Source organism: Paenibacillus sp. YSY-4.3 (assembly GCF_054767475.1).
This window is the reverse complement of record NZ_BAABMC010000002.1, coordinates 188885-209204: the sequence shown is the minus strand read 5'-3', so window position 1 is coordinate 209204 and position 20320 is coordinate 188885. Positions and strand designations below refer to the sequence as shown.

At 48.4% G+C, this 20320-nt stretch carries 30 protein-coding genes, 1 tRNA gene and 1 pseudogene; 28 read left to right on the top strand and 4 right to left on the bottom strand.

The features are described from left to right. Window positions 1-4: 4 nt before the first annotated feature. The 9 genes from ACYUJT_RS07910 to ACYUJT_RS07870 all read left to right on the top strand — a co-directional run bounded on the left by ACYUJT_RS07910 (window position 5) and on the right by ACYUJT_RS07870 (window position 8066). Window positions 5-1897 (top strand): ABC transporter ATP-binding protein, encoded by a 1893-nt coding sequence (locus ACYUJT_RS07910; protein ID WP_460320286.1) that lies wholly within the window; start codon window positions 5-7, stop codon window positions 1895-1897. Further along, on the top strand, window positions 1881-2705 hold the full coding sequence (locus ACYUJT_RS07905; RefSeq protein WP_460320284.1) for an energy-coupling factor transporter transmembrane component T family protein: 825 nt from the start codon (window positions 1881-1883) through the stop codon (window positions 2703-2705). The genes ACYUJT_RS07910 and ACYUJT_RS07905 overlap by 17 nt, the downstream gene beginning before the upstream one ends. 46 nt (window positions 2706-2751) lie before the next feature. Then, complete coding sequence (locus ACYUJT_RS07900) at window positions 2752-3552, top strand: PHP domain-containing protein (protein ID WP_460320282.1); 801 nt, start codon at window positions 2752-2754, stop codon at window positions 3550-3552. A gap of 214 nt (window positions 3553-3766) precedes the next feature. Then, complete coding sequence (locus ACYUJT_RS07895; RefSeq protein WP_460320280.1) at window positions 3767-4069, top strand: MTH1187 family thiamine-binding protein; 303 nt, start codon at window positions 3767-3769, stop codon at window positions 4067-4069. Between the two features lie 76 nt (window positions 4070-4145). Continuing rightward, window positions 4146-4218: transfer RNA gene (locus ACYUJT_RS07890), tRNA-Thr, on the top strand. 141 nt (window positions 4219-4359) lie between these two features. After that, the gene (locus ACYUJT_RS07885) at window positions 4360-5409 is read left to right on the top strand and encodes a tyrosine-type recombinase/integrase (protein WP_460320278.1); all 1050 of its coding nucleotides are present in this window, start codon (window positions 4360-4362) and stop codon (window positions 5407-5409) included. Window positions 5410-5426: 17 nt separating this feature from the next. Next, window positions 5427-6377, top strand: coding sequence for a tyrosine-type recombinase/integrase (locus tag ACYUJT_RS07880; RefSeq protein WP_460320276.1), 951 nt, complete (start codon window positions 5427-5429; stop codon window positions 6375-6377). Next, window positions 6367-6516: a hypothetical protein gene (locus ACYUJT_RS07875; protein ID WP_460320274.1), complete on the top strand. Its 150-nt coding sequence runs from the start codon at window positions 6367-6369 to the stop codon at window positions 6514-6516. Before ACYUJT_RS07880 ends, ACYUJT_RS07875 begins: the two co-directional genes overlap by 11 nt. Window positions 6517-6941: 425 nt before the next feature. Further along, window positions 6942-8066 carry a hypothetical protein gene (locus ACYUJT_RS07870; protein WP_460320271.1) on the top strand — a complete coding sequence of 375 codons (1125 nt, stop codon included), beginning with the start codon at window positions 6942-6944 and terminating at the stop codon, window positions 8064-8066. A 45-nt stretch (window positions 8067-8111) separates the two neighbouring features. Here ACYUJT_RS07870 and ACYUJT_RS07865 read toward each other — a convergent pair whose 3' ends face one another. The 4 genes and pseudogenes from ACYUJT_RS07865 to ACYUJT_RS07850 form a co-directional block, all read right to left on the bottom strand. Beyond that, on the bottom strand, window positions 8112-8351 hold the full coding sequence (locus tag ACYUJT_RS07865; RefSeq protein WP_460320269.1) for a hypothetical protein: 240 nt from the start codon (window positions 8349-8351) through the stop codon (window positions 8112-8114). A gap of 75 nt (window positions 8352-8426) precedes the next feature. Continuing rightward, window positions 8427-8600: pseudogene (locus ACYUJT_RS07860) on the bottom strand (DUF3102 domain-containing protein); the annotation flags it as partial. An 84-nt stretch (window positions 8601-8684) separates the two neighbouring features. Further along, window positions 8685-9059 carry a hypothetical protein gene (locus tag ACYUJT_RS07855; RefSeq protein ID WP_460320267.1) on the bottom strand — a complete coding sequence of 125 codons (375 nt, stop codon included), beginning with the start codon at window positions 9057-9059 and terminating at the stop codon, window positions 8685-8687. A 148-nt stretch (window positions 9060-9207) separates the two neighbouring features. After that, the gene (locus ACYUJT_RS07850) at window positions 9208-9420 is read right to left on the bottom strand and encodes a helix-turn-helix domain-containing protein (protein ID WP_460320264.1); all 213 of its coding nucleotides are present in this window, start codon (window positions 9418-9420) and stop codon (window positions 9208-9210) included. 301 nt (window positions 9421-9721) lie between these two features. On the opposite strand from ACYUJT_RS07850, the gene ACYUJT_RS07845 reads away from it, so the two are divergent. The 19 genes from ACYUJT_RS07845 (at window position 9722) to ACYUJT_RS07755 (ending at window position 20041) form a co-directional block, all read left to right on the top strand. Beyond that, window positions 9722-9946: a hypothetical protein gene (locus ACYUJT_RS07845; RefSeq protein ID WP_460320261.1), complete on the top strand. Its 225-nt coding sequence runs from the start codon at window positions 9722-9724 to the stop codon at window positions 9944-9946. Between the two features lie 4 nt (window positions 9947-9950). Continuing rightward, window positions 9951-10247 (top strand): hypothetical protein, encoded by a 297-nt coding sequence (locus tag ACYUJT_RS07840; RefSeq protein WP_460320259.1) that lies wholly within the window; start codon window positions 9951-9953, stop codon window positions 10245-10247. A gap of 687 nt (window positions 10248-10934) precedes the next feature. Beyond that, complete coding sequence (locus ACYUJT_RS07835) at window positions 10935-11405, top strand: hypothetical protein (RefSeq protein ID WP_460320256.1); 471 nt, start codon at window positions 10935-10937, stop codon at window positions 11403-11405. A gap of 23 nt (window positions 11406-11428) precedes the next feature. Further along, entirely contained in the window at window positions 11429-11848 is a 420-nt protein-coding gene (locus ACYUJT_RS07830) for a hypothetical protein (protein WP_460320253.1), read from the top strand. Between the two features lie 253 nt (window positions 11849-12101). Then, window positions 12102-12932 (top strand): hypothetical protein, encoded by an 831-nt coding sequence (locus ACYUJT_RS07825; protein ID WP_460320250.1) that lies wholly within the window; start codon window positions 12102-12104, stop codon window positions 12930-12932. An 81-nt stretch (window positions 12933-13013) separates the two neighbouring features. Beyond that, a complete protein-coding gene (locus ACYUJT_RS07820; protein WP_460320248.1) occupies window positions 13014-13238 on the top strand; it encodes a helix-turn-helix transcriptional regulator in 225 nt (74 codons plus the stop codon). A 134-nt stretch (window positions 13239-13372) separates the two neighbouring features. Further along, complete coding sequence (locus tag ACYUJT_RS07815; RefSeq protein ID WP_460320245.1) at window positions 13373-13762, top strand: hypothetical protein; 390 nt, start codon at window positions 13373-13375, stop codon at window positions 13760-13762. Next, complete coding sequence (locus ACYUJT_RS07810) at window positions 13755-13964, top strand: hypothetical protein (protein WP_460320242.1); 210 nt, start codon at window positions 13755-13757, stop codon at window positions 13962-13964. Before ACYUJT_RS07815 ends, ACYUJT_RS07810 begins: the two co-directional genes overlap by 8 nt. A 137-nt stretch (window positions 13965-14101) precedes the next feature. Beyond that, window positions 14102-14236, top strand: a complete 135-nt coding sequence (locus ACYUJT_RS07805) for a hypothetical protein (protein ID WP_460320239.1) — start codon at window positions 14102-14104, stop codon at window positions 14234-14236. 32 nt (window positions 14237-14268) lie between these two features. Beyond that, window positions 14269-14457: a hypothetical protein gene (locus tag ACYUJT_RS07800; protein WP_460320237.1), complete on the top strand. Its 189-nt coding sequence runs from the start codon at window positions 14269-14271 to the stop codon at window positions 14455-14457. 4 nt (window positions 14458-14461) lie between these two features. Continuing rightward, window positions 14462-14803 (top strand): cold-shock protein, encoded by a 342-nt coding sequence (locus ACYUJT_RS07795; RefSeq protein ID WP_460320234.1) that lies wholly within the window; start codon window positions 14462-14464, stop codon window positions 14801-14803. Between the two features lie 50 nt (window positions 14804-14853). Further along, a complete protein-coding gene (locus tag ACYUJT_RS07790; protein WP_460320231.1) occupies window positions 14854-15486 on the top strand; it encodes a hypothetical protein in 633 nt (210 codons plus the stop codon). Between the two features lie 16 nt (window positions 15487-15502). Continuing rightward, a complete protein-coding gene (locus ACYUJT_RS07785) occupies window positions 15503-16378 on the top strand; it encodes a hypothetical protein (protein WP_460320228.1) in 876 nt (291 codons plus the stop codon). Beyond that, entirely contained in the window at window positions 16375-16638 is a 264-nt protein-coding gene (locus ACYUJT_RS07780; RefSeq protein WP_460320225.1) for a phage scaffolding protein, read from the top strand. Before ACYUJT_RS07785 ends, ACYUJT_RS07780 begins: the two co-directional genes overlap by 4 nt. A gap of 90 nt (window positions 16639-16728) precedes the next feature. Then, window positions 16729-18105: an Ntn hydrolase family protein gene (locus ACYUJT_RS07775; RefSeq protein ID WP_460320223.1), complete on the top strand. Its 1377-nt coding sequence runs from the start codon at window positions 16729-16731 to the stop codon at window positions 18103-18105. 73 nt (window positions 18106-18178) lie between these two features. Further along, window positions 18179-18739, top strand: a complete 561-nt coding sequence (locus tag ACYUJT_RS07770; RefSeq protein ID WP_460320221.1) for a hypothetical protein — start codon at window positions 18179-18181, stop codon at window positions 18737-18739. Between the two features lie 64 nt (window positions 18740-18803). After that, a complete protein-coding gene (locus ACYUJT_RS07765) occupies window positions 18804-19016 on the top strand; it encodes a hypothetical protein (protein ID WP_460320218.1) in 213 nt (70 codons plus the stop codon). Beyond that, window positions 18997-19584 carry a hypothetical protein gene (locus ACYUJT_RS07760; protein ID WP_460320216.1) on the top strand — a complete coding sequence of 196 codons (588 nt, stop codon included), beginning with the start codon at window positions 18997-18999 and terminating at the stop codon, window positions 19582-19584. The genes ACYUJT_RS07765 and ACYUJT_RS07760 overlap by 20 nt, the downstream gene beginning before the upstream one ends. Then, window positions 19577-20041, top strand: coding sequence for a phBC6A51 family helix-turn-helix protein (locus tag ACYUJT_RS07755; RefSeq protein WP_460320214.1), 465 nt, complete (start codon window positions 19577-19579; stop codon window positions 20039-20041). Before ACYUJT_RS07760 ends, ACYUJT_RS07755 begins: the two co-directional genes overlap by 8 nt. Window positions 20042-20320 lie beyond the last annotated feature (279 nt).

Here is a 20320-nt window from a genome sequence, read left to right as displayed (position 1 = left end):
GGGCATGTATCAAGACAGGACTCTATTGCAGGAGGCGGAGACAGCAGAGCCCGATTGGATCGTATCGATCGATAACGTGACTTTTACATACCCGGGCGCGGAGGATCCGGTGCTTAACGGGGTGTCATTGCAGATTAAGCGCGGTGATTTCGTAGCCGTCATCGGCGGCAACGGGAGCGGGAAATCGACGCTGTGCAAGACGCTGAACGGATTGATTCCCCACTATTATGTCGGGGATTTTGAGGGGAGCGTACGTGTGAACGGGCTGCAGACTTTGGAGCATGATGTTGCCCGTTTGTCGCGCCATGTCGGTTACGTCTACCAGGATTTCGAGAATCAGCTTATCCGTCCTACGGTGCTGGACGACGCCAGCTTTGCTCCGCTGAATTACGGGTTCGAGGATTATCGGGAGCGCGGGCTGCGGGCATTGCGTTTGGTGGATCTAACGGTGGATCCGAAAGAGTTCATCTGGCAATTAAGCGGGGGGCAGAAGCACCAGTTGGCACTTGCCGGAGCAATCTCGCTGGATCCGGATATCCTGATCATCGATGAGCCCGTGGCCCAGCTTGATCCTTGCCATGCCAGGGAGATCTACGATTTGCTGCGCCACCTGAACGAGCAGCATAGCAAAACGATCATCGTTATCGAGCATCATACGGAGTTTATTGCTGAGTATTGCAGGCAGGTCGTGCTGATGGATCAAGGCCGGGCCGTATGGTCGAAGCCGGTAGAGGAGGCGCTTGTGGAGCTGGAGCAGCTGCGGTTCAGCCACATTTATCCGCCTCAGGTTACCCAGGCCGCCGCCGAGATCGCAAAAGCCTGGGAACGGGATTCTGCTGGGATGGACGGTAGTTGGCCTAGCCTTGGTCGGTTCAACCTGGGTTCGCCGCATCCCGCACCGTACCCGATTACGCTTGACGAGGCCGCAGCTTACTTTCAGCGGCTGCAGCAGCTGGAACCCCAGGAGGAGCCCGGCGGGATGGTCAGAATCACTGCTGATTTCGATGCTGATGCTGGTATTACTCAAGCTAATACTGACGATAACCCAGACGCTGACCCGATCATTGAAGCCAAGCATGTCCGTTTTTCCTACCGGACGGTGAGCCGGGAACGAAAGAATGTGCTTCGGGATGTCAGCGTAACGTTTAGAACAGGGGATCTGGTGGCCCTCGTTGGTAATAACGGGGCAGGGAAATCCTCCTTCATGCGGCTGATCACCGGGGTAACAAAACCTGAAAGCGGCCGGATCGTCGTCAAAGGAATGGACACGGCTGCAACGACGCCCGAGCAGCTCGCGAATACAGTGACTTATATTTACCAAAATCCCGAGGAAATGTTCATTGAGGATTCGATCCGCAAGGATGTGGAGTTCTTTCTCAAGGCGCGCCGCGTGGACGGATATCAGGCCAAGGTAGATGCCATTCTGGAGAGCTTCGGGTTGACCGGGCTGCAGCATCGGGACGGTCGGCTGCTCAGCGGCGGCCAGCAGCGGCGCGCCTCGCTGGCAATCGGGGTGGCGATGAACCCCTCGGTGATTCTGCTCGACGAGCCGACGGCGAACCTTGATATCGCGACCCGCAAAGACATCACGCGCCTGCTGCAGCAACTGAATCGTCATGTGGAGACCGTCATTGTGGCAACCCACGACATGCAGCTGGTGGCGGAATGGGCGAACCGGATCATCGTGATGCATCAGGGTGATATTATCCGCGACGGTACGCGGGAATCGGTATTCGGCGATGCCGGACTGCTGGAGCAAGCCGGGCTGCGGGCGCCGCAGATTTTGGAGCTCAGCCGCAGGCTGGGGATGGCGCCGCTTAGTTATACGGTAGACGAATTTGTGCAGCGTTGGAACGAATCAAGGAAGGGGGCGGCAAGGCATGGAGTATGTTCGTAAACTGATGGACCGTGTGTCCGTAGAAGGAGTTAAAATTGAACTGCTCAATACGGCCTACGGCAACGGCAATACGTTTTTGGCCAGGCTGGATCCGCGAACGCTGTTCTTCTGGTATTTGTATTTCGGCATCGCTCCCTGGTTCATTCACAACGAGGTACTGCTGCTTGGCATGTTCCTGCTCTTGGTCTTCACGACAATAATGTCGCGAGTAAGTCCGTTGATTATATGCATACTTTGTCTTGGTTTATTAAGCCAGGCGGGATATTTGTTCATCGTATCCTGGCTGTTCGGCGGGGGCGGAGAGACGATATTCCCTCTATTGAAGCTGACGATGAAGCTGTCAGTCATTTCGATGGCCAGCATCACCGTATTTTGCTCGATGGACCCCGAGAAGCTGAGCGACGGACTGCTCCGCATCGGCGTCCCTAAGCAGGTGTCATTTGGCATCGCCTACGGCTACCGGACGCTACCAAGCCTGGTGGAGGAATATCATCATATTTTTCTGTCTTTCCGGCTTCGGGGTGTTGCACCGAGGAGGCATGGGCTGCTGTACTGGAGAAGTATCGTCTACTTTTTGAAAATAGCGGTGCTGTCTTTTTACCCATTAATTCTAAGCATTGCCAAACGCACGCGCACTACGGTGGAAGCGCTGGAAGCCAAAGGCTTCTCGTACGCCTATCATTCCCCGGAGGCCAAACGAATCAAGCTGTCTTACATGAAATTTACCGTCCGCGATGCTGTGTTTTTGCTTGGCTCGGGATTGTACGTTGTACTGCTTCATGTCCTTGCAGCTCAAATTACCATATAGATGAATTATGCGGGTAGTTTATTATTAAAAAGTGAAGGAGAAGCGGATGAAAATAGATTTGCATACCCATGTCAAGCTTGCCAAGAAAACAGCTTTTAGTCACGCTTATTTCAAGGAAATGATGGCCGAGGCAGGAAAAAACGGCCTGGATGCCGTCGCGATGACGGAGCATTTCAACACCTGGCGGTACGAGGATATTTATCAGGTACTGGACCGGCACTACCCCTATGAGCAAGGCTACTATTTGGCCGAGGGGATGAAGGTATTTCCCGGCATCGAAGTGGATATTCAAGAAACCGGGCATATTCTGATTATTGGCGACCGGGACCGGATATTGGCTTTGAGGCAGCGCCTGGAACCTTATACGGAGAAGGGGCGGTTTATCGACTTCCAGTCGCTGCTGGACTGGAGCGAGGAACAAGGATTTCTGCGCATCGGGGCGCATCCGTTCCGACGAGGAACGCCGCTGCATCATTTGCCGGATGAGCTGCTGGGGAGGCTGGACGCTTTTGACCTGAACGGCAAAGATATTTATGCGCAAGGCTTGGAGGCCTATCGCGCTCAAATCGATGAATTTGCGCAACGCCTGGGGCGTCCTGTCGTCGGGGGAAGCGATACGCATCAATTTATGCAGTACGGCAGCATCGTTAATAGCTTTGACGAGGAAGCGGGGACGGCGGAGGAACTGCGGGACCTGATCCGGCGGGGGGCGTATCAGATTGAAGTTTCGCCATGCCTCCATACGAAGGTGAAGTCCGCGAATGTGATCAAGGCGCTGTTGAAGAAGGAATTGGCCGTTTCCGAAGAGAACAGCGGGGATTTACGGGAGCTCGGGGAAATGGCGTAAGCGAGCGAAGATTAGTACGAGGCAAGGTGCAGGGTCTCTTCCAGGTGCGGGAGAGGCCTGAACTTAATTCCTCCATCCAGATCATGGTAAGGTGGCTGAAGGTTATAGCCGCGTCGGCTTATTTGAAAAGAAGGGGGAGAAATTGTTACAATAAGAGGCAGTATGAATGTTATTTAAAAAGTATGGAACGTTATTATAAGAAGGAGGGAGCAGTATGGCGATTGCAGAGGTAACGGTGATTCCTATCGGGACGGGATCGACCAGCTTAAGCCCATACGTAGCCGAGCTGCAGCGGGTATTGGAGAAGCAGGAAGGTATCCGTTATACGCTGACCTCGATGAGCACGATTATTGAAGGGCCGTTGGATCGTGTATTCGCAGCGATTCGTGCTATTCATGAATCGCCGTTTCAATCCGGGGCCCAGCGGGTGTCCACCTCGATCAAGATTGACGACCGGCGTGACAAAGAGAGCTCCTCTGAGCAGAAGCTGCGCTCGGTTCAAGATAAGCTCCAGTAAATTCCTAATTTTAAGGGCTTGCAAAATTTTCAGATCGAGTTATAATATTTTTTGTTTCAAGTTAATTAGTGAATGTGCTGGTGTAGCTCAGTTGGTAGAGCAACGCATTCGTAATGCGTAGGTCGGGGGTTCGAGTCCCTTCACCAGCATCTTCCCGCATAAACTCCGCAATATCAACGTTGAATGTCACGGTAAGGCTAGCGCAAGGGCTACGCATTCCGGACGCGAAAACGGATGAACGTCGGTACTCATACGAAGCCCTCTACGATAAGGTAGGGAGGCTTTTTATTATGGCGATTGATCCACGCAAAGGTAAAAAACGAATCGATATGAAACGCGTGTCCAAGACGAAGGAGTCAAAATCGATAACGCTCGACCTCGCGTTCGACGTATTCTACAGCGCGAAAAGGGCGGAGAAGGTTCGGGATCGTACTCTCGCGGATTATAAAAGCTACTGGCGGTATTTCCGCGAATGGTTAACGGATACACATCCGGACATTATCGAGGCCGCAGACTTAACAATCGGTATTATCCGCGAGTATGTCGAGTATATGACGTTTAATCATAAGCGTTACGGCAACGATAAATATCGGAAAAAGGACGATCGGAAGCTATCGCCGGCAACGATAAAGTCGCGGCTGCGGGCTTTGCAAACAATGTGTGCTTTTTGGGAGGACGAGGGGCTAATCGACGGTAACCCAACGGAGAAGATAAAGCCGCCACGGGCAGACGTCGAGGATAAAACGATATTCACGGACGAGCAGCTTGCGGCCCTCCTTGACGCGCCAGATACGAGTACGTACGTAGGCTTTCGTAATAAAACGCTGATGATGTTGCTCGCGGATACTGGCCTCCGGATTAATGAGGCGCTGCGGTTGCGGACTGTTCACTTGGATTTTGCGGCGCGGTGTATTCGGCTGCCCGGTGAGATGAACAAGAACCGGAAACCGCGCATCGTTCCGCTGTCTGCCGCAGTCATTCGGGAGTTAATCCGGCTTATTGAGGAAACACAGGCATTTTTCGAAACGGATTACGTATTCGTCGCGGTGTATGGAGATCCACTAAAGGCCGACCATTTCCGCAAGCAACTCCGTAAATACGCCGAGATTGCCGGCATAGATACGAAGGAGACGCCAGTATCCCCGCACCGACTCCGCGACTACTTTATTACGAGCTATTTGCTAAACGGCGGCGACCTATTCACGCTGCAGCGGATCGTCGCTCATGCGGACGTTAAGACGACGCAGGGCTACGTTAAGACGAACGAGGATAATCTACGTGATAGCCATTCGCAATATTCGCCGTTAGCTCGGCTTGGTGCTCGTCTAAGAAAACGATAGAGGTAGGAGAGGCAGCAATGAGTTACAAAGATAGAAGAGCTATGATTTTAGAGCAAAGGGAAGCCAAAGAGGACTTAGATATGATATCCGCAATAAATATGTTTTTGTTCTCACGGAAGGTGAAAAATTTAAGTGAAGGGACATTCTCATTTTACAAGCAGACACTTAATGATTTTTCGAACTTCTTATCATCGTTGGAGGTGTTGAAACCGTCCGAAGTAATTCTTGAAGATATCCAGGAGTACATCCGCGGCCGAAGTGAAAAGGGCAACAGCGTTCCGACTATCAATAAGTACATACGAAGCTTGCGTGCATTTTTCAACTATTTATGTAGTTCTGGATATTTGAGGGAAAACCCAATGGAAGCGGTCGATAAATTAGTTGAGGAGAAGAGGGTGCTCCGTACACTAAGCCGCGATCAGGTACGCACATTACTAAATATCCCAAATCAGGGAACTCCGGCAGGTTATCGTAATTATGTATTTATGCTCCTATTGCTGGATACAGGCGTAAGACTCGAAGAGGCGCTCAGCGTTCGACTACCTGATATATTTTGGGAGGAGCGAGTTATTCAGGTTTTTGGAAAGGGTAGAAGGGAGCGCATTGTTCCATTTAGCGAAATGCTTGCGGCTTATTTATATGAATATATCGGTATACGTGGCGATTTGGGGCACGACGTATTGTTTGTTAATGTCGAAGGCCAGCCTCTCAAAAGACGTACAATTCAAGAGGATATATCCAACTACGCGGCGAAGGCGGGTATTGACGGAGTTCGTGTTTCGTCCCATTCATTGAGATATACCTTTGCTCGAAACTATCTCTTAAATGGCGGAGACGTCGTCTCTCTTATGAAAATAATGGGTCATAAATCTCTTGCTATGGCGCAGTTGTACGCGGAAATGTTTCAGCCAGATATCGCTCGTCAGCACGCGAAGTATTCACCGGCTATGTCTATATTTGCGAAATAATTTGGCGGCTGGGGCGGGCGAATCCGTAACGCTGCAGGTCGTGGGCGTAATCGGAGCCGTGGGCGCGTGTGTCGCGTATATGCTGGCGGAAGGGTACGCGGACTCGGGCGGAAATAATGACGCGGATAAAATCGAATAGGACGTAATGAGGGCGCAAGTTCGCGGGAGAGATTCCGTTGAGCTTGCGCCTTTTTTTCGTTTAAGACGCTTTCATACTATAGGCGGAGGTCTTTGTGATTATAAATCCACACATTTTCTCGCTAATTATGGTAATATTTCGGTAACGCTAGCGAAAGGGGTCGAATCATGGAGCGGCAAAACGAAGCAGCCGATTTAAGCATTCCCTGACGTCCACACCTTTACACCGCACGTCTGGGTCGACGTCACATCGTTTTTGTCGCAGGTGAACTCGGAGGAAGTGGTAGGAATGATAGCATTGCTAGTATATCATCTAAAAAAATTCAAAAGAGAATTCTATCTTCCAGAAGTAGTAAATTTACAGTGCTCTAAATAAGTAAGATATCTTCTACATATTAAATTGGTTATTCGTGAGGGGGTTGCCTGATGGAAAAAATACACTTTGGGGTTGGGAGTTTTCATTTTTATAGTGTTTTTGAAGGAGATAAAACAAAAATTTACAATGAATATGTCGATGAAGTCAGAAGGATACTAAATACGTGCAGTAATATAAATAATATTATTATATCTGATAACCAGGCATTCAAAGGAAACAATCCAACGGATAGACTATATACTAGTGAATCAGCAGAATCAGACACACACAGCAATTCATATAACAGACGTAACGGTGTTTATCCTAGCCCTGTGTTCTTTCGAATTGAATTCGACCTCTTTATCCCCCATCGAGTTCAAAAGGATTTATTAAGAAAATCTCCGAGAACCGAAACTGAATATTTTAAAGTCTATATGATATATGATAACTACTTCCCTGTTACTATAGTTGAGTTAAAAGAGCCAAAAGACACTTGCTTACCGTCTGACGGTGTCCGAGTGGTAAGGGAATTTTTAACAAAGGAACTTGATAAAAAGTCTGAAATTCTAAACTTCAAATACATGGGGCCGAGTCCTTTTCACGTGGAATTCATGATGTTTTACAAGTTTCAGGAGGAGGAAGATTTTTTAATTCGATTACTGAAAAAAGAAGAAAGAGGATACGACAGATATTCTTTTGAAATAAATACGAATGATGAAAGTGATTATGAAGCTAACAAGAGATCAATTTATTTATCTATAGCTCGGGAACTCGGATTTTACTATGAACTCGAACAAGTATGCAACCGTAGAAATTTTAATTGGACTAAAATAGAAGTTTTAGTCGATATGCTTTTAGAGAGCCACAATTTACATTTTTGGAATATCAATAGGTATTTTAAAGTACGTAGTATATTAAATGAATTGTTTTATGTAATATCAAAATTTGAACGTGACGAAATATTCTTCAAACAAATATTTAACAGAACTATGCAGGAAATATATTCTAGTGAAGAGTTTGTATTTTTTAAAGAGTTAAATACACATCAATATGATGATTTTATGGATTTTCCTACAGAGCAAGTACTGAGATTTGTAAATACCTTTGAGCAAAGAAGATTAAACCTAAACGAAGCCTCCTCCGCGATTATTGGGGGGATTGTGGGTGCACTTCTTACTATATTTTTTGCAAAATAAATACACACCGGACTCCGCAGCATCCCCGCGCGAGTCCTTTTTTATTTACTTCGTCCTGCGGATCGTCTCCGAAAGCTTGCGTATAATTTGCGCGTGACTAACCGCTTCATCCTCGTATCCTTCCGTTAATACTCCTCCGCGCCTAGAATGTCTAATTTCCCGTTTAAAACACGTGAAAAGCGCCTCCCTCTCCGCTTTAAGAGCGGCCTTAACTTCGCGTAGTTCCCGTACGGTCATTTCGTCGACCGTTTTGGATTGGCCGGATTTGAGCGTATGTTCTCGCATGCGTTCATCGGGAGGAAGCGTTGCGATTTCGTAGAGGGCCCGCAGGCCGAAACGTTGGTACGTACCAACATCACCTAATTCTTCGAAAACGGCTATGAATCGGTGCGCCTGACTTCGGTCGAAATCAACGCTCTCCTCAAGCCACCGAATCCATCCGCCGGCCTCTTCGCGCTGTTCCGCGAGTCTGCGCTCCTTTTCATCGGAACTGTCCGATTTAGCGTCGCGAACAGATTTGAGCCGTCGGCCGATTTCGAAAATGGCTTCGCCAGCGACGCGCTTATATGCGTTTATTTCGGCGGTGATTGTGGGGAGATCAGAAGTGTTTTGCTTATATTATAGGATAAAATTCGCAAGAAAAAAGAGGATCAAGGAAACAATTCCAATAAAGAAACTCCATGCCTGTAATGCAGATGCTTGATTAATTTCTTTGTGGAATTTATCAACATATTTTTTTGATTTAGGAGATAATTCTTCATTAGGAAACAACCTGACTTCATACATAAATGAATACATTTTGATAATCGCAAACGATTGATACATACACCAACACAGAGCAATCCATCCCGAGGGCATTAAAAAATATAGAATAACATCTGTATCTTTTCCGAGTATTGTCAAACTAAATCCTAGCAAAATAGCTATTATGCTAATTAGCCATTTGCTATAATCAATTTTCATTTTTAGATAGTCCTTCAAATCGTCTGACATAAGCTCCTCCTTTATTTACGAGCCGTTAGTTGCGTTGAAAAAGACCGCAAACCTCATCGGTCGGCGGCTGGTTATTGAATAGCCTTCCAAATAAGGAAGAGTAATATCGAGGCTGTGATCAGCCCGACTGCAATAGATCCCAATTTCCTCATTTTTCATCCTCCACATACTCGATTAGATCGCCCGGTGTAACTTGAAGCCCTCTGCATAAACCTTCCAACGTATCATAGTCAATTCTTTTCGTAGCATTCGCAGCCAAAGACGTTATCGTGTTGCGGCTGACTCCGGTCAATTCGACAACCTCTTTATTAGTTAAGCGTCTTTCTTTCATAATTTCCCCAAGACGACAGCGAATGGACATAGTAAACCCTCCATAAAATATTATTTGCACAACATGTTGACATGTTGAAATAGAAGGTGTACTATATACACGAAGCACAACATGTTGACATGTAGATATATTGACGTAAACAAGTATACTACCATTTTCCAGAAAAAGCTACTACTTTTTGCTGCTTATTTGTTACGCCCATTTTTAGGTATAGGAGGCGGTTATGTGTATCGCGGAGGTCGGCGGATCGACGGACGTCTGTACGTTCGCACGATCGGAGGCAATTGGATAGCTTTACGATTGTTAACTCAAATTTACGGAGGTTGAGACGATGAAAAAGATCAAAATTGACGGATGCGACGCGTTTGTAATTCGAGAGGACCTCGTTGTACTTATCGATATTGAGGCAGAGTGCGCGGTTATTTTTCGGATGAAAGATGATCGCAGGGACCCGCAAGGGCTTTGCTTGGAGAGTCCCATTAGTTTGAAGGCGCTCCACAAAATTCATACCGCGAACAACGAACTTGACGTTCTAATCGCGGCATTGGAGGGGTAAGCGGGTGGATTTTGTAAAAGTAACGGAGGTTATCGATGGCCTGGACGTAGTAGGCGAGGTAGGGACGCTTACACGGAATGGGATTAGGCTGTCCGAGTCGGTCGCGGTTTCTATCGATCTAAGTGCGCCCGGTACGTACTTAGTAGTTGAGCGCGTGGTGGAAATTGACGGGGAGGTCCACGCCAGCATTGATCCGGGCCAACTATTGTTTGACGTTGTTTTACCGAATCAAATCTCGATTCAGGAACTCGCCGGCATGTCCGCGCTCGAATTTTTGTCAGTATTGACCGGAGTTGTGTAAGTGGTACATTCCGATGATGCCGGCCGCGCCAACGGTCGATGAGCGGAGGAAATACGGACAGGGCTGCCAGATGCGCCAACATTTCGGCAGTCCCTCCGACTTATTCGAAGAAAGGGCGCGCAGGTGGGCGCCCTTTTTTACGTTGAATGTGCGGATAGGCCACGGACGTCGTTTTTATGGTTAAGTAGCCGCGAATACTTCCGTAAAATTGTGCGGACGTAAGGTGGCCGGCAACAAGGAAAGTGAGGGGCGGAAATGTTTTCGGAACAATGTCCCACTTCATGTTGATTATGTCCCTATATAAAGTAAGTGGATAGGGAGGCGGCAGATCAATATTCGAAGTTCTGTCCCATATTTCGAGATATCTGTCCTTATATACTATGAGAACGAAATTTTAACGGGTTTCTGTCCCAATTTGTGAAGATTCCGTCCGTATGTGTTTTGAGCGGGAAAATCTCGGAGGGATGTCCCAAAGCGCGTTTGTTTTGTGCCTATTTATAGATGAACGCAAAAAAAATTTGTTAAAAATGTGCGGAAGTGGATGAGTATGTTGTTTTTATGAGTAAGCGGCCGTGAAAATAATTCCTCAAAAGTGTGCAAGTCGCTGTTCCGCATTGGATGTATTGGTGAGAGTGTAAGGCGGAATTTCCGCTCACTATAAATTAACGAAAAGGGAGACGATGAACAATGCAAAGCAACGAAATTATTTTGAATCTACTTAATCTGAACAGACTTAAATATGCACGATATTTGTTTCTTATGACAAGTCAGGTAGAGGCTATTACCAACGCCTCGGAGAAAATGCTCACCGCTCCGAAGCTACTAGAAGAGTCAAATTTAACACAAAGTGGAATGCTCCGATTAATGAAAGCCGACCATCAAAAAGTAGTGAGATCGCTGGAGGCTCTAAAACAAGCTATGGTGCCTTATGGGTACAAGACAAAACACGACCAACTAGTCAGATACTTGTCAGAGATAAGTTTTAATCTAGGTTTAATCGCTCAACTTATTTCTGATTTAAATACTACATTCCTTCCTAAGGTGCTCGAGTCTCTTTTAAGAGACTTTAATAATATGAAGGATATTTTTGAACAATTAGTAGAAACACTGAACACAAAAGCTCGGAAGGAACTTTTGCGAGAAGGAATTGAGATTTGAGATAGAACGGAGGAGAATGCGGCATGAGCGAATTGCAGCAACTGGCACAGATAGCAATTAAACAGAAAGAGAACGTACTAGGAAGCGAACGAGGCGGATACTCTCCGTCTCTTCACGACCTATTCCGTGTTCATTTGCGTGAGTTAGGCGATAAATACCGAAAAGGAGACGCGCGGGATGCGATATTCTTACTGTTATATTTCCACTCGTACGTAAACGGAACGGAATCGAACGATTACTATATGTGGGCGTTTCCGACCGTTGAACAGATTCGCCAGGATACGGGGATTCATGGAGATAGAATTAAGCCGCTTTGTCAGATATTAGAGATTGAAGGGCTTTTGATAACGAAATTACTTCCCTGGAGCGGAAACGTCAAGAAGGTTTATCTTCCGCTTTTTTACCCGAACAAGGAGCCAATTCCCGTTAACGGAGTGGCTTAATCCCCGAATACGGGAACCGTCGTAATCCGTTTATAGGAAAGTAATAAGAACGAATTAACAACAACGAATAAACAAGAATAAACATTACGCGTCGTCATTCGTTTCACTCATTCCTAGCGGACGATTAGTATATTAAAATCATAATTCGCGGATAAGAGATTTAGAGGCGCGTAGAAGATTATTCGAAGAAGAATAGAACGATAATAAGGCCGGCTCCGTTTTCGGGAATCGCGTCCAATTAGGAGGAACCACGTTGAACAAATCGTGTGAAATGTATCCGAACACGAAGCGCGCTGATTATCGCCGCCACGCCCGCCACTCGCTAGAAACACGCATTCAGGCCGCGAAAACAACCGCTGTCCATGTAACCGAGTATTATCGCGAGACACACGTCGGGGGCGACGGTAGATTACCGACATACGCGGAGACGTCGCGGTTGGAACGATTGGCTGATTACGTCCTGGCGGAAGATCACGCGAAAGGGTTGTCGCTACGGGATCGTGCGAGACTGGCCGCCGACAAAGACGAAGAGACTCCGCAAGTTGGGAGCTGTGCCCGCCAATATCTCGATCGTTTGTATTATCTCGCGTGCATTGGAGGGGAGCTAACGGAATACGAGCAGCGGCGCGTTAAGGTGTGCGAAGTGTGTGGCTGCGAGTTTATCGATCGATCACGCCGGATTAATGCGAAAGTGTGCCGCTATCCGTGTCACGCAACTTATGGCACGCTCAAAAAGCGGCGGCAGCGGAACGATGGGGAAGCGCGTCTGCTACGTTACCGCGAGCGCCAGGACTTAGAGTATCCGTTCTACTCGCCGGCGGAACTTTTCGAAATTAGCCAGCGCGGGGAAAGTGTTACGGAGGATATCGGGGACGCGATAACGGTCGCAAAGCTGCGACAAGAAAGAGGGAGACGCGTGCCGACCGAGGTAACGATGGACTCCGACTTCGGATATTTTCCTAACAACCACAAAAGGTGGCGAACGGAAGAGGATGCAGCAGCCCTGGCCGGGCCAATCGTTATTTACAACCTATATCAACCGGACGAAGAGGAAGGGGAGCTTTACCTGGGACATGTGTCCTAATAGATGGGGAGAGAGCGAAAGTTCTCGCCTATATTATTTTCACATAAGGTTATATTTCAAATATAAAGGGAGGTTTGTAATGTGAACGGATTGGCTGTTCGGGGGATAAGAACAAAACTCGATATGACACAAAATGAGTTCGCAAAAGAATTGGGCGTGAGTCAGGCGTGTATATGTGCTGTAGAAAATGGCCATAGAAACGTATCGAGTGGGTTGCGGATTAAGATCGCACAGAGATTCGGCACCGGCGATGAAATTATCGAAGCAATCACGCGGGCTAAGGAATCAGCTAAACTTGCGCTATGACGGAGCTTTTATTTTTGTATTTATACTTTAATAATTCACCGCGTTATTGCAATACCGTACGAGGCGGACATCCTCGGGCAACACGCAGGAAAAATCCACGGCAAAACTGCTAGGCCGCTGATAGGATGAATTTCATGGCTGTAACAATTAGCCAAGAGAACCACATAACAATCATTAAGTACGCGGAGAATAAGCGCCCGCTCAAAATCGAGCCGTTTATCTTTCATTACGCGGGGGATCGCGGAATCTTATCGGAAGTCATCAGCTTTGTAGAATGCGAATCTAACGCACCGCACCACCTCGCAAAAATGGAAGAGGCGAAGTTTTACGCACTGGTCGAGCGCCTTGCTACGATGGCCTGTCGCAGGTTCTCGCCGACCGCGAATTGGGGCGTCACTAAACCGGAAATCCGCGGCATTGTCTTATTCACGCTGCAGGCCGCCGTCGCCGCCGGTACTTGGCCGGAGTCGTACGAGATCACGCGCACAACCTTCGTAAGGAACGGAGGCAGTCGTGATGAATAACATAATCTGGCGACTCAATTCGGCATTTCTGGCCGGTTATACGGAGGACGTAGAAGTCATGCGCAAGGTCAGGCGGTCGTATCCGGATTTCACGGAAATGGCGACGTACGAGAAAAACGGCGTTATCTATGCGCGTCAGTACCGGATTCCTTCCGCTAGAAAGCGGTCGGCGCGTCATTTGTTCCGCGTACCTTTATCGTAAATTTAGCGTGTTTTTAGTGCTCTTGTAACTCGGAGGATGTAAGACCTTGCCGGGCTTTTTGTCGTGCCTAATATCGCGGGAATTTGCAGAAAAGGGTACCTAATATGCGCTAATTTTACTGAGGGGGAGGTTGGCGGATGAATGAGAAACAAGACGACGCAAAACGTTACTGTCCATATTTTCGCAGGGATCATGGTTGCGTTCTTTTGCAGACGATGAATAAGGCGGATATACGCTGCAAGGTTTGGCGCGATGCTGAGTCGATCCGATGACGATACCTTGATACGCAAATATGTCGGAGAGGATGACGCGAATGAAAAGCGACTATATCGTCGTGATCGCAATCGAACCGGCCGAATATCACCAGCGCCGCGTTACGTTGAAAAATACGAAGACTGGCCGGGAATATACGGTGATTTACGGAGATAGCGTGAGTGAGGCGACGATCCGAATGATGGCGCCTTACATCGCAACTAAATGTAACAGGGGGTAAATATATGGCACAAGTATGGGATGGATTAAAAGGAGAGGAAATGGCGGAGGTTTTTGCCCGGATTGGTCCGAGCCTCGGTAAATCAACGGTCGCGCCTCCAAAGGAGAAACGCAAGAAAGTGCAGACCAACCTGTCAATTAAGCAGGGCGTTGTCAAAATGTTTGATATCGGGAGGGGATTCGGTTTCCTGCGCGTTAAAGGCGAACCGGACGTATATTTCCACAGCAGCAACGTAAGCGACTCGGCCGATACGATGTATTTTATGCGCGGAGATATCGTTTCTTTTGAGCCTGGCGAGGATAATCGGGGCCGGCCGTGTGCCAAGGACGTGAAGCTCGTATCGTGAGGCCGCTATTTCTGACGGCAATAATTAACCAAAAATAAGGGGGTCAATAAGTGATTAATTGGGAACTGAAAGAAAAGTACGATACACAAGACGTAAAATTTACAGAACTACGTGCTAAACATGAAGCAAGCGTAAAGGAAGCGGAAGAAAAGCTCGCCGTAGCCGTAGCACATAAGCAGGAGATTTTACGCCGGGAGTTCGAGGAAAGCGCGGACTTATCGGCAGAACGTGCAAAATCGGTTACCGCGGTCGAAAAGGCAGAAAAAGCACTCCAGGAGGCGAAAGAATTAAGCGATGCCGCGCGTACTTATATCTATGAGAAATCGAAAGAGGGTCGGATTAAGGCGATCGACCTCGCTCTCGACTGGAACGGTAATGTAGTTAAGGAGATTCGCGAAAAGGAACTTGCTCCGATCGTTGACCGATTGACGGCGGCAAAAAGCGAATTATATAACGCGTTACTTGATTTTTACGAGCTAACCGATAAATATGAACCACTCCGTAAGGATGTCGCCGAGTTGGAAGATAGGGAGAGCGACGCGGAAAGACGAACAAAACAGCATGTTGTTCCAATCGAGCAAGAATATAATCTCCCATTCGTAAGTGATCTGGACGTCAGAAACATTAAGAGAGAGCGGAAATTGCCAGAAGGTTTTATCCGTAAGCCAATCCAATCCAAATAACAAGGGGAATCCAAATATGAGTTATCAAAAAGCAAAGGCAAGTTTAGAGAGAGCGCGCGAAATTGAGCAATCTTCAAGCGGTATGATGCTGGCATATAAAAGAAACCTTGCGTCGGAACTATCCAAGATCGAGTCAGATCGTCGGCTAACCGAAGAGGGCAAACAAGAGGTCAAAGCCGAGACAAAACAAAAGCACGCGATCGAGTTTTTGCAAAAGTCGCATACGATGAAGCAGGAGTATGTTGCTAGCGTCAAAAAGGCCATCCGCGAGGCCGAGAAAGTAATTTACACACCGCCTAGAAAGCCGGACGCGACAAGGCTCGGCCGATTTGAGGACGCCTTCCGGTCGCTGAAAACGGAGCTCATGTTTGCAACGTCGCAAAGGTCCGCTCTTGAAAAATTGCGCGGATTCGTTGAAACATTAGACGATCCGTATCTTGCAAAACGTGTACGCGATGACTTTGCGGAGATCGCACCGCAGTTATTGGCGGCACCAGGCGACGGAACTATCGCAAAGGGCGGTCCTGACCTTAAAGTTTCGACTCGCGCGGAACTCGGCTCAATGTATGACGACTTGCTCAAGCCGTTCCAAAGCGAAGATTTCCGCGGAGCAGGCGAAGTCCTTGAGGTTGCGCAAATGCTTGAAGAAGATCCGCGCATCCATCGCAGTCCAATCGTTAATGACGCGGCAAAAGAGGCGTTTGGATCGGAGTACGCGCGCTATATCAATGATACGGAAACATTCTTCGCGGCGAACCCGGAACACATGCCGGAACCATTTGTCGATGAGGAGGGCGATCACGTCCGCCAGACTGCGGAGGATGTCGCCTGGATTTACAAGGATGACGATAACCCGACGCTAAAGTCCGGCCGAAAGGATGACGAAGAGTGAGCGACGACGTTTTAGAGCTTGCCAATAAGCGCCTTGTGCGAGCGGAGTTTTTAGTCGCGTCAAGGAACCACGGCGTACGGCCGGATGCGCTGGACGCTGCGTATAAGCTCGCGGACCTGTCCGGAGTTGCTATTGATAAGGACGGAAGGGTATGGGGAGTAGATGACGCGATCGAGAACTTGAAGGCTAGTAGCGACTACTTATTTAATCCGACCGAGAAGCCTAAGCCGAAGTCACTCGGCGGGCCGTCCGGTTACTAAATAGATTGAGTCGCGAAATTGAAGAGCGGAGAGTGGGCTGGCGTGTAATTGCGCCGGCTCTTTTTAAATACGAGGGGGGAGATCGGATAGATGAGCAGCGTCATTTGCATCCAGACTTATGACCGCGTGTGGGTAGGCGCAGACAGTGCAGTATCCGCGCAGATCAACGGTAAGGTGTACCGCCTGCATGAACAGGGAAAAAAGCTGTTTCAAGTCGATGATATGGTTATTTTTTGCTCCGGTATCATGGAGTTGGCCGCCTCAATTATGGAAGAGTTCGAGGCAACCGAAGACCGTACACTTGAAACGCTACAAAATATCGCACGCAAGCAATGCGCAGATTATACCGCTGAACACCCGGAAGTAGAGAGCCGGGGCGGCTTATTCGCGGACATGTTAATCGCAGTTTACGATAAAGAGCGCGGCAAGACGGTTGTATACAGTATTTCGCCGTACCATAACGACTTTGAGATCGTAGAACGTACGCTTAATAGCTCTATGGATTTCGCGATATGGGCCGGAGGAATCCGAACTCAACAAGCGACGGATGCGGCCATGTTGAAGTTTAGACAGACCCTTAACGTTAATTTTGCGTTGAAATATGCCTTCCGCGCAATAAGTTACGAGGGGATCGGCGGCGATTTAACGGTATACGAGATTGACGCGGGCGGTGTCCGTAAAAGCCTGCAGCATAAAATTCGTGAGAAGCCGGGAATTAGACGATTAACTCGCGATGTACTTGATAAGGTAGTTGCCGAGCTAATTGTCGCGGAGAGCGTCGTCGGACAGCTCGGAGACTTTGTATCTATGAAAATAGGTACCGGTAACAATGTCACTATGATCAATACGAACGGAATCGCGGCCGGTCACGCGACGTTCAGCTCCGCGCCATTCCAAGTCAAAATGAACGGGGACGTCATCGCGCGATCAATTACGTTAACGGGGAAAATTTCGCAATCTACGATGGAATCGTCTACGCTGACCGGTAATTTAATACGGACGGCCGCCTCCGGAGCTAGGGTCGAAATTGATCATCGGGGCTGGCGTACGTTCGATGCAAATGGCCGCGAGAGAATATCGATAAACGCGAACGATACCTACGGAATGAGTGCGATTAGTTTCGCGAGATCAAACGGAAGTGCAGCCGGTTATATTAACGGCGGAGATTCGATATTTCAAATCACGTCACTTAGCGATATGATGTTCGCGGCGGTAAACGGATGGATTTACTTTCAGGGGAATCTGGATTTCTCGCGCGCGAATAGTGTTTACGGGCTGACGGCCGCGAAGATCGACGGACTTTCGTCCTTATTGAACACCAAAGTCAATAGAGGTGAGCCGACAACCAGTGCGACCGGCGGATCGCATAACCACGGATTCCCGAACGGCACGCAGTTCAAAGACGTAAACGGACAGGTTCATACATGGTCGTCTTACAGCGGTTTCACGCATTCTCACACAGTTTAATATTTTCATTGAAACTTTCGGCCTCTATGGACGATAATACTAGTAAGAAAGAATTACCAGGGAGGTCGAAATAATGAAAAAGTTTATTGCCGGGATCATGGTAGGCGCGTTACTTTTCGGAGGAACTACGGTTCTCGCAGATTCTATAAAATCGTTAGTCGGCGCGAAAGTAACCGGAACATATACGGTACAAAAAACAGACGGAACGAAAGTTGCTGATGGCGCGATAATTAACGGCTCGGCATATGTACCAGTTCGCGCTCTAGCCGATGCGACAGGGATTCCGTTAAACGTTGAAGGGAAGACGATAACCATGGGAGATCAAACGGCTAAACCGGAAGGGAACGCACTGAGCGAAGAGGCTCTAGTTCTCGTGAATAGGATTGCGAAGCTGCGGGGCGATATTTTGACGCATAAAAACAACATTGCCGCGGAAAACGAACATATCAAAGTTTTAGAAGATTCCATCGCAAGAGAAGAAGCGCGGGACGAAGAGCTTCCGGGGAGCCTCGAAATACTCCGGTCTAACTTAGCGAAGACTCGCGCAAAGGTCGCGGAATATCAAGCGCAAATCGACGCAGCCGAAGCGGAAATCAAGAAGCTGCAGGCGCAAGTCGACACGTTAAGTAAATAACGCAACAATACGCACGGAGCTCGCAATCACGCGGGCTCTTTTCTATTTACGGAGGGGATCGAGAATGGAACAACGTAATTTAATCGAATGCACAATCGATGTCGCACAGCCATTATCGGAACTAACCGCAGTAATCAGCGCAGTGTTGGGCGCGGTACCGGACGTTGAGACGCGTCTTGCCGTGCTGCAGGCGCTGAATGACGAGATTACAACCGCGCTGTTTACGATTGAGGCTGAGCTCGAAGGGGGAGATGCGGATGGCTCACATGACGAATGATGAGCTGCGCGTCGATACCGCGGCATTAACGGAGAGACTACGCCAGATACGAATTGAACAGGGCCTTTCGCCGGACCCGCCAGAACGTAAACAATGCGTCGAAATGCCGCTATCGCTTGCGTTGGTCGAGCGCCTGCAGCCGTTTAGGGCAATCGCGGTCAAATACGCGTCGATTCTAGCGGCCGGCCAGGTTACGCGGATTGATACGGACAAGCTTGCGGAGTATGCAAAGATTGCGCGGCTCCTGCGTCACTCGGTCGGATTCTTCACCGGTATACATGCGTTAGGCGCTAGGGCTGCGCTGGACATGATGAATCACATTAACGCTATGATCGACGCGGGGAAAAGCGATGAGATCAACATAAGCGATGAAATGCGAAAGCTTCATATATATATCGGTTTCATGACGAAGGATGACGGCCTAGGTCACGATCTATTCGACCAGCACGGTAAACGCGATATGGGCGCGCGGAAAGAGGCTGGGCGCTTGTTATCCGATCCGGCTGCGCTACAGGCTGCGATTGATGACGCGAATAAGATTATAGAGGGGGACGATATTAATGAGTAGGCAACGCAAAGTATTAGAGGCGCAGCTAACACCGCAACAGCAGAGAGCCGCGCAGTTATTTGTATTGAACGAATGGGGCGAGTTATTAGGCGCGGAAGGAAAGAAGAAGACAATGCAGGAGCTCGCGGATGAGATCGGGATCGCGCGGTCAACGCTGTTCGAATGGAAGTCGCAGGAACATTTCGCTGCTTACGTTAATTATTTGGCTGAGCGAAATCTTGACGCGATGAGATCAGAAGCTTACGTTCAGTTAATGCACTTGATTCGCGGAGGAACAAACGGAATTCCTTCCGTTAAAGCGCTCGATTTATTCTTCCGCAGATACGGATTGCTCACCGATCGGACCGTCGTTGAGGATATGCGCGAGTCCGTTGAGACTAAGCGTAAGACTGACGATGAGATTCGCGCGGAGATTGACGATTTGAACGCGATGATTAACGGAGCTGACGAGAAGTAATCACAAATTTTACGGTTACAAAACGAATAGAGTCCGAAATGCTTGCGCTTGTGACTACGTGTAACCATGCGAGTTACAGGCGCTTTACTTTCGGATTAATTCGGATTTAACGCGAATAATCAACACGGCGCTCCCGCTGCCCGCGCGTCTGAAAACTCGGGGGTTAGGCGGTGATTCATGCGGAATATACGGCCATTTCCGTATAAATATACAGATTACGCGCCGATCCTACGCCGCTACTACGCGACCAAACGCTGCAAACGTAGGCGGGGCACGGGT